The sequence below is a fragment of the Acinetobacter sp. JADD-222 genome (genome assembly GCF_049310645.1).
The window spans coordinates 80,425-97,102 of record NZ_JBMOWI010000001.1 but is presented as its reverse complement, the minus strand read 5'-3'; the positions used below and the strand labels follow the sequence as shown (position 1 = coordinate 97,102).

The window sequence follows — 16,678 nt, the reverse complement described above, 5'->3', positions numbered from 1 at the left end:
TGAAGATAGTAAATGTAAAAAATAATTACGATCAACGTGCACTATGCAAAAAGATACAGTTCTTAAAATGAAACTGTATCTCTTAAAGGAAAAGCTTTAACTTTAAAAATTATCTTTAAGTGCACGTAAATGAGCAAAGTCTTCAGCACTTTCTGCACGAAGAAAAGGATTGGTTGCTAATTCGAGTTCAATCGTACTCGGAAGGGTGATTGATCCTTTCTTACGTAACTCACGGACTTCTTCAGCTCGTTCAGATAAAGCATGGTTATACGGTTCTACTGTTAAGGCAAATTCGGCATTTGAAAGCGTGTATTCATGCGTACAATAAACTTTGGTTTGTGTGGGTAGCGCTGCTAAACGACAAAGTGAGTGATACATTTGTTCAGCCGTACCTTCAAATAATCGTCCACATCCCATTGCAAACAAAGTGTCACCGCAGAATACAGCTTCTAACTCTTCAATAAAATACACAATGTGCCCTAAGGTGTGACCTGGGGTCGCGATAATCTCTACTTTTAAATCATTAAATTTTAAATGATCGTCATGTTGTAAGGGGTGAGTAATTCCCGGAATTTTTGAGAGCTCATCACGTGGACCATAGACAGTAATATTCTGAGCTGTTGTCAGATCCGCTACACCACCTATATGGTCTTTATGCCAATGAGTGAGCCAGATTTGTTTTAAAGTGAGTTGATGATTTTGACAAAATTGAGTCACAAGATCAGCTTCTGTTGGATCAACTGCAACAGCCTCTTGGGTTTCAGTATCTTCTAAAATCCAGATATAGTTTTGGAGGGCATTCTGTACATCAATAAAATGAATTCTATAACGCATTGTTTTATCCTAAAACCAAATCCAAAGAGTAAGTAATCACTGTTTTTGATAATAACAGAAAATGGTAGTAAGCCACTCACTCAACCTTTTTATGAAAATGATGTATATAAAACAAAAAAGCCCCCATTTAGGGAGCTTTTTATATGAGTAATTTAACGGATCTTAGAGAGCCAGTTACCTAGCGTTTGTACAATCTGTACTAAGAGCAATAGAACAATTACTGTTAAAATTACAACGCTTGTATCAAAACGTTGGTAACCATAAGAGATTGCTAAGTCACCAATACCACCTGCGCCCACTGCACCAGCCATTGCTGTTGCACCAATCAAACTGATTGTCGCTGTTGTGAGGTTTAAAATGAGTGAACTGCGTGCTTCTGGCAAAATAAAGCGGTAAATAATTTGCCAAGGTGTAGCACCCATCGCCTGAGCAGATTCAATAATTCCTTCATTTACTTCGAGTAGGGAAGTTTCAATCAGACGTCCCATATATGGACCAACGTAAATTGTTAAAGGGACAATCGCAGCCCATGTACCAATTGAAGTGCCTACCAATAACTTGGTAAGAGGAATCACTGCAATAAGTAAAATAATGAATGGGAGAGAGCGTAACGCATTTACAATTGGGTTGAGTAAATGATAGACGAATCTATTTGGCAAAATACCTTCTGGTCGAGTTACAAGCAGGATAACCCCTTGAATGAAACCCCAAATACCACCAAATAACAGCGCAAAAAACACCATGTGAAATGTTTCTTGTAGAGCTGTTACAAACTGGTCAATTGAAAGAGAACTGTGCCAGAAAGGTTGAGTAAGTTCAGTTAACCACTGTACGATTAAATCTCTCATACTTGATCTCCTGATTGAACTACACTCACTTCATTTTTCTCTAAAAACTCGATAGCCTGTTTAATCAACTGTGGCTCACCTAGAAGCTGTACAAACATTTGACCAATGACAGTACCGTTAATTTCAGTCATGTTAGCGAATAAGATATTTAAACTAATATCAAATTGTTTAATCAGTGACTGAATTACAGGTTCTTGAGCAGAACGGCCCAAAAACTGTAAACAGTAGATGCTATGGTGATGCTGATTTTCGAGTTGATTTAAAATATTCACAGGCAACTGTTGATGTAACACAGTTTGAATAAAGTTTTTAGTCGTCGGATGTTGAGGATTACTAAAGATATCAATCGTTGAACCTTGTTCAATGACTTTACCTGCTTCCATCACAGCTACATGATCACAAACAGTTTCAATGACATCCATTTCATGGGTCACCATAACGATTGTGATTTTTTGCTCTTGATTGATTTTCTTGAGTAACTCTAAAACAGACTTGGTTGTTTGCGGGTCTAGGGCAGAGGTTGCTTCATCACACAAAAGAATTTTTGGATGATTTGCCAAAGCACGAGCAATACCGACACGTTGCTTTTGGCCGCCAGAAAGTTCATCAGGATAAGCATCTTTTTTGTGCTTAAGATCAATGAACTCCAATAACTCATTTAAGCGCTTTTCACGTTCTGCTTTATTGTAATTCAGCAGACGCATTGGCATTTCGATATTTTCAGCAACCGTTTTGGTTTGTAGCAAATTGAAGTGCTGAAAAATCATACCAATATTTGCACGTTCCTGACGTAATAAACGCGCATCCAAAGCAGTGAAGTCCTTTTGATTAATGATAACCTGACCTTCATTTGGTCGTTCAAGTAAGTTAATCAGGCGGATTAAAGTACTTTTACCTGCACCACTATAGCCAATAATACCAAAAATACTCCCTTCAGGAATTTCCAAATTAATTTGGTCCAGAGCTCGTATGGTTTGGCCTTTAAGCTGATAGTGCTTTGAAATGTTTTTAAATTGAATCATGTCGTCAAAAACTATGCTAAAAAGAAAAAACAGGCAAAGAGTCTTTGCCTGTTTCGCGTTGCAGCTATTATATTACTATTTAGCTTCCGTGAGGTAGCTGATTGGCTGATTCACGTCAACTTTTGTACCACCAAAGTGTTGTTCAACGTATTTTTTAACAGCTTCAGTGTGGTATAGCTGACCAACTTTCTGAAGAATTGGGTCATCTTTGCGAGATTCAGCTGTTGCAAGGATGTTTACATTCAGTTTAGTGCTTTGGTCAACAGGTTCATAGTAGATAGAATCTTTAAGTACGTTTAGACCACCTTCTAAAGCTAATGTATTACCTAAAACAATTGCATCAACTTCATCTTTTACGCGTACAGCTGTCGCCATTTGGATTGGTTTGATATCAATTTTTTTACTGTTATCGATAATATCGCTTGGTGTGCCTTTAGCAGGGTCGAAGTCAGCTTTAAGTTTAATTAAGCCAGCACTTTGTAATAACAATAATGCACGAGCTTCATTCGCAGCATCATTAGGAATTGCAATGCTTGCACCTTGTTGGAATTCTTCTACTTTTTTATGTTTACTTGAGTAGATCCCCATTGGCTCAAGATAAGTTGTAGCAACTGGAGCAATTTTATCTTTATTTGATGCATTGAAAGCCACCAAATATGCATAAGATTGGAATGCATTTAAGTCAACTTCTTTATTTGCTACAGCTGTATTCATTGCAACATAATCAGTGAAATTTTTCACCTCAAGCTTAACACCAGCAGCTTTAGTTTCTGGTAAAGTCGAAATATAACGCCAGATATCAGCGTCAGAACCAGTTGAGGCAATAACCACAGTTTGAAGTTGTGATGAATCACCACTCTTTCCAGCTTGTGGTTCACTTTGTTGTTTCCCGCAAGCTGCAAGTAATAGCACAGACACGCTTAAAAAAAGACTGATCAGCTTTTTCATGTAAAAAAAGTCCTGATTAAGAGAGATATCAACTATTTAGCTGGCTCTCTAGAAAAGAAAATGAGTTTTGTTGTCACGTCACAAAGTTTTGAATGCTAAAAGTTATAGCTTTTAGCTCTTTTCTAATTCCTCAGATACTTGTTTTACCGTTTTTGATCTGTACTAAATAAAACTATTTTCACAACAGTTCTATCATGAGTTGACAGTCTTTAAGCGATTTCTAAAAGTATTCAATGTTAAAAATAACTATTATCCCTAACAGAATTAGATGATGAGCCTCAATATTTAAAGGCACAATAACTTTGTGGAAAGTTCCAACGCTTTATCTAATCATATCAATAAAAACATATTCAATATAGTGGACATGTTTCGATCTTATTGTTTGGAAGTGAATAAAAACTGGGATTTATATAAAATTTTCTGATAAATAAGAATGAAATATAAAAAGCCCTCTTTAATAGAGGGCTTTTTATCAGTTGAGTGTTTTTTACTCAGCTTTTTCTCGTGCAATTGCGCGATAGCCAATGTCACTACGATATTGCATACCTGTAAAGGTTACTTGTCCGCATACTTCAAGTGCATTAATTTGTGCTTCAAGCACGCTGTCGCCTAGCGCAGTTACACAAAGAACTCGACCACCAGAAGTCACGATGTGACCATCTTCACGAGTTGCAGTGCCTGCGTGGAAAATTTTAGTATCTTCAGGTGATTGTCCAATACCTGAAATTACATCACCTTTGCGTACGCTATCAGGATAGCCTTCGGCTGCAAGTACGATACCGATTGACTTACGCTCATCCCATTCAGCTTCTTTTGGCAAATTGCCAGCAATACCAGCTTCTACCAATTCAACAAGAGATGACTTTAAGCGCATCATGATTGGCTGAGTTTCAGGATCACCGAAACGACAGTTGAACTCGATCACACGCGGTTGACCTTGTTCATCAATCATTAAGCCAGCATATAAGAAACCAGTGTAGACATGTCCGTCAGCAGCCATACCTTCAACAGTCGGACGCATGATTTCAGTCATAACACGTTCGAAAATGTCAGAAGTTACCACCGGAGCAGGAGAGTAAGCACCCATACCGCCAGTATTAGGACCTTGGTCACCTTCAAAAATACGCTTGTGATCTTGTGAAGTTGCCATTGGTAAAATGTTTTTACCATCAATCATACAAATGAAAGAAGCTTCTTCACCTGCAAGGAACTGTTCAATTACAACACGTGAACCAGCATCACCGAATTTGTTGCCTGCAAGCATGTCATCAATTGCTGCAAAAGCTTCTTCGTTGGTCATTGCAACGATTACACCTTTACCAGCAGCAAGACCGTCTGCCTTAATTACAATTGGTGCACCATTTTTTTCAACATAAGCTTTAGCTGCATCAACTTCCGTAAATACTTCGTAAAAAGCAGTTGGAATGTTATGACGCTTTAAAAAATGTTTAGCAAATGCCTTTGAGCCTTCAAGCTGCGCAGCATATTGAGTTGGTCCCCAAATTTTTAGACCTGCTTCGCGAGCAGCATCTACCACACCATTCACTAAAGGTGCTTCTGGACCAACAATAATAAGTTCAACATTATTTTCTTTAGCAAAAGCGATAATTGCAGGATTGTCTAAAATATCAAGCTGAACATTAACGCATTTGTCTTCAGTTGCAGTTCCCGCATTTCCCGGTGCAACGAAAACTTGAGTAACTTTGGTATCTTGCGCGATTTTCCATGCCAAAGCATGTTCACGACCACCACTACCTAAAACTAAAATATTCATTTTTAATTTGTTCCTTAACTTTAATCCTTTTCATCCCCCTCTATTCCTCAAGGTGGAGTTTAGCTCCATTATTGTGGAAAACCCTCCTGAATGAAAGGAGGGTTAGGGAGGACTAAATTTAAATTAGTGGCGGAAATGGCGCATACCAGTGAACACCATTGCAATACCAGCTTCATCTGCTGCAGCGATTACTTCTTCATCACGCATAGAACCACCTGGTTGAATGATGCATTTAATGCCAGCTTTAGCAGCATTATCAATACCGTCACGGAACGGGAAGAATGCATCAGATGCCATTACAGCACCTTCAACAACCAAACCAGCATGTTCAGCTTTAATGGCAGCAATACGAGCTGAGTTAACGCGACTCATTTGACCTGCACCTACACCAATAGTTTGGCGGTTTTTAGCATAAACAATTGCGTTTGATTTTACGTATTTCGCAACTTTCCAAGCAAAGATAAGATCATCAATTTCTTGCTCAGTTGGCGCACGCTTAGTAACTACTTTAAGATCATCTTTAGTGATCATGCCCAAGTCTTGATCTTGAACAAGTAAGCCACCATTTACGCGTTTATAGTCAAGTTGCGGTGCACGTGCATCAATTGCAGGTAACTCACCACATACTAAAACACGTACATTTTTCTTAGCGCCAGTAACTTCAAGCACGCCATCAGCAATACTTGGAGCAATAATAACTTCAACGAATTGACGCTCTACAATTGCTTGAGCAGTTGCAACGTCTAATTCACGGTTGAATGCAATAATACCGCCAAAAGCAGATTCTGGATCAGTTGCATAAGCTAAATCATAAGCAGCTTTAATGCCGTCTAAAGAAACCGCAACACCACAAGGGTTAGCATGTTTCACGATGACACAAGCAGGTTTTGCGAATGATTTAACACATTCAAGTGCAGCATCTGTATCTGCAATGTTGTTATAAGACAATTCTTTGCCTTGTAACTGTTTTGCAGTAGAAACTGATGCTTCTTTTGCATTAGCTTCGACATAAAAAGCAGCCGATTGATGCGGGTTTTCACCGTAACGTAAATCTTGTGCTTTGTTCAATTGAGTATTGAATGTACGAGGGAATAAGTCAGCTTCACCTTCGGTCTTACCAACGCGAGCGCCTAAGTAAGAAGCGATCATGCCATCGTATTGAGCTGTATGTTCAAATGCTTTAACTGCTAAATCAAAACGCGTTTCATAAGAAAGTGAACCAGCAGTTTTTAGTTCATTAATTACAGTGTCGTAATCAGAAGCATTAACTACAATACCTACTGAAGCATGGTTTTTAGCAGCTGCACGAACCATTGTAGGACCACCGATGTCGATATTTTCGATTGCATCAGGAAGAGTACAGTCAGGTTTTGCAACAGTTGCAGCAAATGGATAAAGGTTTACAACAACAAGATCAATCGGATCGATGTTGTGTTCTTCCATAACTGCTTCATCTAAACCACGACGAGCAAGAATACCGCCATGAATTTTTGGATGTAATGTCTTAACACGACCATCCATCATTTCAGGGAAGCCAGTATGTTCAGATACTTCTACAACCGCGATATTATTATCTTTAAGCAACTTATATGTGCCGCCTGTAGATAATAGTTCTACCCCTAGAGCTGCAAGGTTTTGAGCAAATTCGACAATTCCTGTCTTATCAGATACAGAAATCAAAGCACGTTTAATAGTCATGATGTTTAATTCAACAATTTCAAGTCTACGGATTAAAACCAATAAGCATAAAAAAATGCCCACGACGTCGTGAGCATTTTATCATTTATTCACTCATTAAACCGTGAGCTTTTAACTTTTTACGTAAAGTGCCACGGTTGAGTCCAAGAATTTCTGCAGCACGCGTTTGATTACCACGTGTATATTCAAGAACTACAGATAAAAGAGGTTTCTCCATTTCTGCTAGCACCATGTCATATACCTGAGATGGTTGCTCACCTTGCAATTGTGCAAAATAATGGCGAACTGCGCGATCCACGTGGATGCGAAGAGCAACATCAGATTGTGCAGTAAAAATAGGAGATTTGCTATTCATGCGAGTTAATCCGAAAATCAAATACTAGCTTGGGTAAAGTAGTATATAAATGTGGTCTAAAAATACGGAGTCCTGTTTTAGATCCTAAAACAGTGACTCTAAAACATAAGAACAATTAGCTTGCCATATTTCTTCGTATTGAATAAAAAATAAGCGTAACAATAATTAAATATTTGTTACAGCCCCCTCAAAAACAAAAAAAGTTAGGCTATGCGCTTAAAGTAGAAAAGCACACATGCTTAACAGTATTTTTTTTGGATTGAGAGCGAGGAGTATATGAGTCAAAGCTTTCGTGGCGCGTATCATACCATTGTCTAGGAAAAAGTGAGCAAATTAACTGCATTTTTTTTTATTTTTTTTTCACTTTTTTTACATTTTAGGGGTGGACAATTTCTAATCGATAATTTACTAGCCTTTTTTTGCTTTTGTTTAGCTCAAATTGGAATCGGAATGGAGTGTTTGATGGAATGCGTTGAATACCCCGTAAGTTTTCAACTAGATATTGTTGAGGAGTTAATATGATTTCCTTTGTTTTGTCTGGCTCTGTTGCAAAAATCAACTTTAGGTTAGGAAGCTCAATACTTTTATCATTCTGGTTGAGCAATATGCCTGAGAACTGGGTATGGTTCGCATCGATCTTGCGGACTTTTAACTTTTCTATATAGATAAGTTGATAAAGTTCTGCTGATTTGTTGCAGTGTAGTATTTGGCAAACGTAATTAAAAGCATGGCTAACGGTTGGGCTTGCATGCATGAGCTTAGGGTTAAACCAGAGGATTTGAAAAGTAAAGACTAAAATTAAAATAAGGTTGGCAGAGCTCCAGAGCGTATAGTACAACCAACTATGCTTTTTATTATTGTCTTGTTCTTGTGGGGATGCCTGCTCAGCTAAATTAAGGTTTGGTAGAGCATTAATAGGTTCGTTGTGAAAGTAATTTAAGTTGTTGAGATAAGTTAAAAGATCAATATTAGAGTTTTCTACTTTTTGGTCAAAGATATCTAGTACGTGAGAATGCGTCATATATCTTGTCTGCATTGAACCATTGGCTAACGTCGTTGAGTTGACCATAACTGGCTGTTCAATATTGATTAGATGGGTTAAGGCATTAAAGCTTGAATTACATTTAGGGCAACAAACCATACCCTGAGCAACAGTCAATTGAGTAAGAGATACTTTATAAACTGTTAAACACTTAGGGCAGCGGGTTTGTTTTTCATTCATGAGTTAAAAATCTCAATTTATTGTTTTACGTTTTCCTGAAATGCGACACCAGTTTTCTTCGCGCTTTTCGACATCTAATATATCAAAAAAATCAGAATAAACACGTGAAACATCAGCAACTTGCTCTTCAATCACACCAGCAAGTGCGAACTCGCCCTCAGATTTGATTAAATTTGCAAATTCAGGCGCAAGCATCATTAAAGGTCCTGCTAAAATGTTTGCAACTAAAACATCGGCTTGTTTAGGTGTGAATTCTTGATCAAACTCTTCAGGAAGACCTACATATAGTCGATCTAATACACCATTAAGCTCTGCATTTTGTTTCGTTGCTAAAACAGCTTGCGGGTCAATATCTGTGGCATATACTTTTTTAGCGCCTAGTAATAAAGCTGCTACGCCTAAAATGCCTGAACCACAGCCATAATCAATCACGATTTTATCTTTAACGTCAGTTTTACCCAGCCATTGTAAGCATAGGAAAGTACTTGCGTGATTACCTGTACCAAATGCAAGACCTGGATCTAACTTAATATTAGTTGCATCCGCTTCTGGGGGCTCTAGCCATTCAGGCACAATCCAGAACTTTTCCCCAATCTGAATTGGCTCATAGTAATCCATCCATGCGCGTTCCCACACTTGATCTTCAAGTTCTTCATGACGCATAGGAACATCTGGAAGTTGAGCTTTTAAGAAAGCTTCTAAAGTGTCGACATCAATTGGGTCTTGTTCGTCTTGTTGATAGATGCCTGTCACAATAACTTTGTTCCATAAAGGTGTTTCACCCGGTAATGGTTCAAGTAAAGCCTGATCTTCAGCATCATCCAGCGTTACGCTTACCGCACCTAGAGACATTAAAAGTGTTTCTGTGAACTCAACTTGTTCTTGATCAACGGTAATGTGTATTTGTAACCACTTCACGAAAAGGACCTAAAAATTTTATTTAAAGGCGTATTGTAGCGGACTAGACCATTTTAAAAAAGAAAGCGGCCCATCTTTAATGGACCGTCTTTGAAAATACTGATGAGATATAGCGGAAAATAAATGACTTCTTCTATACCTATGTCAAAACAGATTAAGGAGCAGGGGCCTTAAATTGTAACTTGCCATTTTCATTTGGTTGGCAAGTACCGTTAAAGGTCACACCATTGTGATTGTAAGAAACCCATTCACCTTGCTGTTTTTTTGCACAGACTCGAATTTGTTTTTGCATTTCGGCTTTGCTCGTGTCAGCAGCATGGGTAAAAGTTACGCCTGAAAAACAAATTAGAGATGCAGTTAAGATTTTTAACATGGTCGTTTTCATTTTGTATTCCTTCTCGTTGCGTTAATTTTAAAGTCATAGAAGTGCTGTACATTTTTTATTCTAAGATGAATTAATTTTAAAAACATTCACTTTGTATTGAATTCATGAAACAAAATGTCAAATCATGTGGCATAGCGTAAATTATGTGAAGACAATTTTGTAATTATGTACATCAATAAGCAGATAATTTTGCTATAATGTTCCGTCTTTTTTTTCTGGTGTTTTTGTACTCATGCACTATCCTAAAGTTTATGATGTTATCGTTATCGGTGGCGGTCACGCAGGTACGGAAGCGGCCCTTGCTGCAGCGCGTATGGGACGACAGACTTTGCTTTTGACCCATAACATTGAGACTTTGGGCCAAATGAGTTGTAACCCAGCAATTGGTGGTATTGGTAAGTCTCACCTAGTCCGTGAAATTGATGCACTTGGTGGTGCAATGGCTCTGGCTGCCGATAAAGGTGGTATTCAGTTCCGTATTTTAAATTCGCGTAAAGGTGCAGCTGTGCGTGCAACACGTGCTCAAGCTGACCGCGTGCGCTATAAAGCTGCTATCCGTGATACTTTGGAAAATCAAGCAAATCTTGACATTTTCCAGCAAGCAGCTGATGATCTGATTGTTGAAGGCGATACCGTTAAAGGTGTTGTTACCCAAATGGGTATTCGCTTTGATGCAAAAACTGTTGTGTTGACTACAGGTACATTCTTGGGTGGTGTAATCCACGTTGGTTTAGAAAAATCAAGCGGTGGTCGTGCGGGAGATCCTCCTTCTATTGCACTTGCTCAACGTTTACGTGAGTTAAAATTACCAGTGGGACGTTTAAAGACTGGTACTCCACCACGTATTGATGCACGTTCAGTTGATTTTTCAGTCATGATTCCGCAGCCGGGTGATTTCCCATCTCCAGTGATGTCATTCATGGGTGATGCTTCTATGCACCCTGAACAAGTAAACTGTTATATCACGCATACAAATGAAAAAACACACGACATTATTCGTGGTGGTTTAGACCGTTCACCAATGTACACTGGTGTTATTGAAGGTGTAGGTCCGCGTTACTGCCCATCAATCGAAGATAAGATTCATCGTTTCGCTGATAAAGACTCACATCAAGTATTCTTGGAACCAGAAGGTCTAGATACACATGAGCTTTATCCAAACGGTATTTCGACTTCTTTACCGTTTGATGTTCAGTTCGAGCTTGTACGTTCAATCCGTGGTATGGAAAATGCCCATATCTTACGTCCAGGCTATGCAATTGAATATGACTATTTCAACCCGCAAGCTTTGAAATTTACACTTGAAACTAAAGCGATTAATGGCTTGTACTTTGCTGGTCAAATTAATGGTACAACAGGTTACGAAGAAGCTGGTGCCCAAGGTTTACTTGCAGGTTTAAATGCTGCGCGTCGTGCGTGGGAGCAAGAAGAATGGACGCCTAAACGTGATCAAGCTTACATGGGTGTGTTGGTTGATGATCTCATCACGTTAGGTACTAAAGAACCGTACCGTATGTTTACCTCACGTGCTGAATATCGTTTGATGTTACGTGAAGATAATGCGGATCAGCGCTTGACTTCTATTGGTCGTGAACTTGGTTTGGTTGATGATGTTCGTTGGGCTGCTTATTGTGAAAAAATGGAAGCGGTTGAGCGTGAAACCTCTCGTTTACAACATTTATGGGCAGCACCAAATAACCCTATGGGTAAAAAATTCGTTGAAATGACGGGTGCTGATTTGAGTAAGGAATGTAGTGCGATTGATTTGCTTAAGCGCCCTAATATCACCTTCGGTCAAATTGCTGAACTTACTGGTTCTGAAGTTTCAGAACAAGTGGGTGAGCAAATTGAAATTGCTGTGAAATATGAAGGTTATATTAACCGTCAGCATGAAGATGTTGCTCAATTAAAGCGTCTTGAAGAAACCAAAATTCCTGCCGATTTTGACTATGATGTAGTGTCAGGCTTATCACGCGAAATCACGCAGAAGTTGAAAACAGTTCTTCCAGAAACTTTAGCTCAAGCAAGTCGTATTCCTGGTGTTACACCAGCTGCAGTTCAACTCGTAATGATCACAATTCGTAAGAATAATATGATTAAGAAAACAGCTTAATCATTTAAATGGACAAAAAGCCCAGTTAAGACTGGGCTTTTTTATTTTCTGTTCAAAAAATATATGGAAACTTCCTAAGGAAGAAAAGAGATTTTGCTTCCTTTTTTTCTTATTTCACATATTTTAAGTCGCCAGTTATATTGAATTCACGTTCAAACAAGAGGGCTTTAATCATGACAATGAAATCAATTCGCTACAATGGATATGAAATGGCATGCCAATGCTCATGTTCAAAATAGCGCAAAAGAAAGGGCAGATCTGTTTTGATGGGGGAGAACACATTGATCTGAAAACAGTAAAAAAGTAAGAACAATATAAAATTAAGAAAATTATAATTCAAAATCTAAAGAGAACCTTATGGTTCTCTTTTTTATATCTACTTACTATCAGTTTCAATTTCACGTACAGCGTTGTGTACTTGAAGTGGCTCAATATGCAGTAATTTCTTACCAAAACTACGTAGCCACCATACTAGTTGAGATGTAAAAGGTACGGTTGCTGAAACTTCTACAATATTTTCTTCAAGCGGAGTAATTGTTTGGTCTTTACTTAACTGACTTTCATAAAAGGTTTTCGCAGTTTGCTCTGTCATGGTTAAGGTGAGCTGAATTGATTCAGTTGGTTGGTTATAGTCCACTCTAAAGCCTAAAGCCCCTGAATCAATATAATGATCAATATCAAAATTAACTGGATGCAGTGCTCGGCTGTCTAATACTTTTGCTGATTTAAAACGGTGCAGAGCAAATGTTTGCACTTCAGTTTTGTCATGTCGTGTGCAAATTAAATAAATGACTGCACCTTTTTGTACCAAAGCCAAAGGATTTAAAACATAAGTTCTGTCTTCACCCTGATTGACTCGTGCCCGATAAACACATTCTATTTGCTTGTCTTGGAGCAAACCTTCATAAATTGCTTGTTGAGCATTTCGGTCAACTACAGGTGGAATTAACGGTTGGCTTGCCGGAACAATACGTACACGGTTAATCCACTGTCTCACATTATTTTGAGTAGAGAGACTACGTTTGGCCAAATCGAACCATGGTCCCATCTCATCAAGCAGGCTCGGAGGAAGTAGGTGCTTAAGGTGCTCCTCAACCATCATAAAGGTTACCGCTTGAGAACTGGTCATGTGAGGTAAGCTTTGAATAGGCGCATCTGATTGCCACCGCCAGCCTTGAGGTACGGCTTTATTACTCTCTATCGGAAAACGCTGAGCAATTTGATTTAAGTCACGCTGAATAGTCCTTAAACTAATATCAATACCTTCACGCTCAAGCATTTCTTGCAATTCTCGAGTCCCGATCCATTTGCCGGTCGGTAGGCGAGACAAGATCTGCCATTGGCGATATAAACTATTCGAAGTTTCTTTTTCTATTACAGACATAAGCGTAATACATCTATATCCAATTGCTTTGGTGTCAACACAATAAAAAATCTTTACAGATTTAGCAAGTTTGTCAGATTCAGTTTATAGCCCATTGGGTAAACGATGATAAGATTTAGAAGAAAGTTATAACAATGATGCCGTACAAGTATTAAAGATATATAAGTGGCACTGAAATTGCTTATTTAAAAATGAAATATAGATAAATGATAAGACGAGGTGGTTATGTCAGAACAAGAGCATGAATTACATCTAGATAATGATTTTTTTATACAAGAGCAGACAACAACGGCACTCATTAACCCAACCTCTTTTTTAGAACATATTTCTGTGCAAACCAATCTCTTTGAGCAACTTAAATCACAGTTCTTTAATGAGATGCTTGATGATGTAACGTCAAATGGTGCAGCTTCTAAAAAAATTGAACAATGGTTAAGCATCCGTACTTTAGATGAGTTAAAGGAGTTAAATACCCAAGCAAAACAGCATTTTCTTTATCATGGGATTACTTTTAATGTTTATGGTGATAAAGAAGGAACGGAGCGCACTATTCCTTTTGATTTAATTCCAAGAGTAATCGAGAAAAAGCAATGGGAAAAAATTGCCTCGGGCTGTGCACAGCGTGTTAAGGCATTAAATTATTTCCTAGATGATATTTATCATGGACAACATATTTTAAAAGAACAAATCATTCCCGAAGAACAAATTATGGGAAATGATGCTTTCCAACCCCATATGCTTAAACATTCTTTAAAGGGGAAAATTTATTCACAAATTAGTGGGATCGATATTATCCGTGATGGTGAAGGGGAGTTTTTTGTATTAGAAGATAATTTGAGAACACCTTCTGGGGTGTCTTATATGATTGAGAGCCGAAATATTAGCCAGAAATTAATGCCTGAGCTATGTACAGCCAATAATTTACAAGGGATTGAGCATTACCCAAAACTTTTAAAAGAAATATTGCAAGAAAATTCTCCTGCAGATCAACCTTTTATTGTGGTGCTAACACCAGGACGTTTTAATAGTGCTTATTATGAGCACGCTTTTCTAGCGCGTGAAATGGATGTGCCATTAGTTACAAATCGAGATTTATTTGTAGAAAATGATCAAGTATTTGTCAAAGCTATCCGTGGGCGTCAAAAAGTAGACGTAATTTACCGCCGTTTAGATGATGACTTTCTAGATCCTTTAGCATTTCGACCAGACAGTGCTTTAGGTGTAGCAGGTCTTATGTCTGCTTATTTACAAAAAAATGTCGTGATTGCAAATGCACCTGGAACAGGCGTGGCTGATGATAAATCAATCTATCCTTATGTAGATCAAATGATTCAATATTATTTGGATGAAACACCAATTCTAAAAAATGTACCCACTTATCAGTGCCGTAAAGAAGAACACTTAGATTACGTGCTCTCTAATCTTGATCAGTTAGTCGTTAAGGAAGCACAAGGTTCGGGCGGATATGGCATGTTGATTGGACCTAAAGCAAGCTCATGCGAAATTGATGAGTTTAGAAAAAAATTGATTGCGATGCCACATATGTATATTGCGCAGCCTACCTTAGCTTTATCTGTCGCTCCAACTTTAACGACAGGTGGAGTAGCGGAACGTCATATTGACTTGCGTCCATTTGTATTGAGTTCACCTTATCGTACAGAGATTGTGCCTGGTGGCTTAACACGTGTGGCCATGCAGGCGGGTTCTTTAGTTGTAAATTCGTCTCAAGGTGGCGGTATAAAAGATACATGGGTTGTCGAAACATTACATTCCTGATTGTGGGTTAAAGAGGAACTTTATGGTTTTACTCAATTCGAGTGCGCATCAAATATATTGGTTGGGTCGATATTTGATGCGAGTTAAATTTGCAGCCTCTCATTTACCCTTTACAGAAGATGAGAAAGCAACAAGATTTGCAGCAGCATTTGGTTTGGTCATAGAAAATGCTGAATTACTAAATCACTATATGTTAGACAAGAAGCAAACATTTTCATTACTGAACCAGCTCATTATTGCTAAAGATAATATTCAGGAACTAAGAGGTATTTTGTCATCACATGCTTATGCAGAATTAAATAATGTGATTAATACGCTTCAAGCTCAACCTGATGTATTGAGTAAAGCAGTCGAACAATGCACGCAAATACTAGAAGCGGAACATGAAGATATTCGTTTATTTTTGCATTTAGGCCAAAAAATAGAGCAATTTGATATAGAACTGCGTTTTGGAGAAGATTTATCCGTTCTCATATCAGAGCTAGATATTGTGGTGCAACAGCTTGCTAATTTAAATTGGGAAAATATAAATGAAAATTGGCAAGCACTAAAGCGGCAACTTACGTGGGACGCTTACTATATTTTTACACAGCAGTTGGAAAATATGTTTGAGGGCTGATTATGAAATTGATGGTTAATCATCAAACGCATTATAGCTATACTGAAACTGCTCGGAACAGCATTCAGTATATTAAAATGATGCCTCAAACATCGCCTCATCAACATGTTATGAATTGGGCAATTAGCGTGCCGGGTGATAAAACAATAAAGAGAGATATATTTAACAATATATGGATGACGGCTAGTCAGCGTTATCCATACCAGCATCTTACATTTATGGCCCAAGGAATTGTTGAGCTTCAAAATGTAGAAATGGGTTGTGTAAATCTCTCTATACCTACAAATTTGTTTTTGCAGATGACAGGTGCAACTCGATGTGATTCGGAAATGTTGGACTTTGCCAAACATATTGTAGTGGTCAAGGATCGACAGCATATTGCGTTATTAAGCGAATATATCTTGCAAAAAATACTTTATCAGCCTGAAAGTACTTCGGTTCAGACAACTGCGATCGAAGCATTTCATGCAGGTCAAGGTGTATGCCAAGATCATGCTCACATTTTAATTGCGATGTGTCGTGCGCTACAATTACCTGCACGTTATGTCTCTGGTTATCTATTTGATCAAAACTATCCGCACCTGGCCAGTCACGCTTGGGCGGAGGTATTTTTAGAAAATCAGTGGTATTGTTTTGATGTAAGCAATCAGTTGTTTATACCCAAACATCATATCTACCTTGCAGTAGGACGTGACTATCTCGATGTGGCACCTATTCGTGGCGTAAGAGAGCAAGGTGGAGTTGAGAACATGATGTCTGTGGTTCAAGTGTTGGCATGTTGA

At 38.3% G+C, this 16,678-nt stretch carries 15 protein-coding genes; 4 read left to right on the top strand and 11 right to left on the bottom strand.

Features of this window, described 5'->3' with window-relative positions; translation table 11 throughout:
• Window positions 1–102 precede the first annotated feature (102 nt).
• From gloB to ACO6UW_RS00385, 10 genes are all read right to left on the bottom strand, one after another.
• Complete coding sequence (gloB, locus tag ACO6UW_RS00430) at window positions 103–834, bottom strand: hydroxyacylglutathione hydrolase (RefSeq protein WP_057061922.1); 732 nt, start codon at window positions 832–834, stop codon at window positions 103–105.
• A 152-nt stretch (window positions 835–986) separates the two neighbouring features.
• Complete coding sequence (locus tag ACO6UW_RS00425) at window positions 987–1,682, bottom strand: methionine ABC transporter permease (RefSeq protein WP_002119707.1); 696 nt, start codon at window positions 1,680–1,682, stop codon at window positions 987–989.
• Window positions 1,679–2,704: a methionine ABC transporter ATP-binding protein gene (locus tag ACO6UW_RS00420; RefSeq protein ID WP_057061921.1), complete on the bottom strand. Its 1,026-nt coding sequence runs from the start codon at window positions 2,702–2,704 to the stop codon at window positions 1,679–1,681. The genes ACO6UW_RS00425 and ACO6UW_RS00420 overlap by 4 nt, the downstream gene beginning before the upstream one ends.
• Window positions 2,705–2,779: 75 nt before the next feature.
• Window positions 2,780–3,652 carry a MetQ/NlpA family ABC transporter substrate-binding protein gene (locus ACO6UW_RS00415; RefSeq protein WP_002119639.1) on the bottom strand — a complete coding sequence of 291 codons (873 nt, stop codon included), beginning with the start codon at window positions 3,650–3,652 and terminating at the stop codon, window positions 2,780–2,782.
• 487 nt (window positions 3,653–4,139) lie between these two features.
• A complete protein-coding gene (gene purD, locus ACO6UW_RS00410; RefSeq protein WP_002119643.1) occupies window positions 4,140–5,426 on the bottom strand; it encodes a phosphoribosylamine--glycine ligase in 1,287 nt (428 codons plus the stop codon).
• Window positions 5,427–5,549: 123 nt separating this feature from the next.
• Window positions 5,550–7,124 carry a bifunctional phosphoribosylaminoimidazolecarboxamide formyltransferase/IMP cyclohydrolase gene (purH, locus tag ACO6UW_RS00405; RefSeq protein WP_025465553.1) on the bottom strand — a complete coding sequence of 525 codons (1,575 nt, stop codon included), beginning with the start codon at window positions 7,122–7,124 and terminating at the stop codon, window positions 5,550–5,552.
• Window positions 7,125–7,209: 85 nt separating this feature from the next.
• Window positions 7,210–7,479, bottom strand: coding sequence for a DNA-binding transcriptional regulator Fis (fis, locus tag ACO6UW_RS00400; protein ID WP_001086304.1), 270 nt, complete (start codon window positions 7,477–7,479; stop codon window positions 7,210–7,212).
• A gap of 376 nt (window positions 7,480–7,855) precedes the next feature.
• Window positions 7,856–8,701, bottom strand: coding sequence for a zinc-ribbon and DUF3426 domain-containing protein (locus tag ACO6UW_RS00395; protein WP_032055631.1), 846 nt, complete (start codon window positions 8,699–8,701; stop codon window positions 7,856–7,858).
• A gap of 12 nt (window positions 8,702–8,713) precedes the next feature.
• Window positions 8,714–9,619, bottom strand: coding sequence for a 50S ribosomal protein L11 methyltransferase (gene prmA / locus ACO6UW_RS00390; RefSeq protein ID WP_057061920.1), 906 nt, complete (start codon window positions 9,617–9,619; stop codon window positions 8,714–8,716).
• Between the two features lie 154 nt (window positions 9,620–9,773).
• Window positions 9,774–10,004: a hypothetical protein gene (locus tag ACO6UW_RS00385; protein ID WP_002119672.1), complete on the bottom strand. Its 231-nt coding sequence runs from the start codon at window positions 10,002–10,004 to the stop codon at window positions 9,774–9,776.
• A gap of 232 nt (window positions 10,005–10,236) precedes the next feature.
• Here ACO6UW_RS00385 and mnmG point away from each other — a divergent pair, with 232 nt between their 5' ends.
• Window positions 10,237–12,117 (top strand): tRNA uridine-5-carboxymethylaminomethyl(34) synthesis enzyme MnmG, encoded by a 1,881-nt coding sequence (mnmG, locus tag ACO6UW_RS00380; RefSeq protein ID WP_017385460.1) that lies wholly within the window; start codon window positions 10,237–10,239, stop codon window positions 12,115–12,117.
• Between the two features lie 376 nt (window positions 12,118–12,493).
• On the opposite strand, the gene ACO6UW_RS00375 is transcribed toward mnmG, so the two are convergent.
• On the bottom strand, window positions 12,494–13,501 hold the full coding sequence (locus ACO6UW_RS00375) for a helix-turn-helix transcriptional regulator (RefSeq protein WP_057061919.1): 1,008 nt from the start codon (window positions 13,499–13,501) through the stop codon (window positions 12,494–12,496).
• 225 nt (window positions 13,502–13,726) lie between these two features.
• Between ACO6UW_RS00375 and ACO6UW_RS00370 the strand changes: the two genes are divergently transcribed.
• The 3 genes from ACO6UW_RS00370 to ACO6UW_RS00360 are packed head-to-tail and all read left to right on the top strand — an operon-like array spanning window position 13,727 to window position 16,678.
• Window positions 13,727–15,277, top strand: a complete 1,551-nt coding sequence (locus ACO6UW_RS00370) for a circularly permuted type 2 ATP-grasp protein (protein WP_057061918.1) — start codon at window positions 13,727–13,729, stop codon at window positions 15,275–15,277.
• 22 nt (window positions 15,278–15,299) lie between these two features.
• The gene (locus ACO6UW_RS00365) at window positions 15,300–15,896 is read left to right on the top strand and encodes an alpha-E domain-containing protein (RefSeq protein ID WP_057061917.1); all 597 of its coding nucleotides are present in this window, start codon (window positions 15,300–15,302) and stop codon (window positions 15,894–15,896) included.
• Between the two features lie 2 nt (window positions 15,897–15,898).
• Window positions 15,899–16,678 (top strand): transglutaminase family protein, encoded by a 780-nt coding sequence (locus ACO6UW_RS00360; RefSeq protein ID WP_057061916.1) that lies wholly within the window; start codon window positions 15,899–15,901, stop codon window positions 16,676–16,678.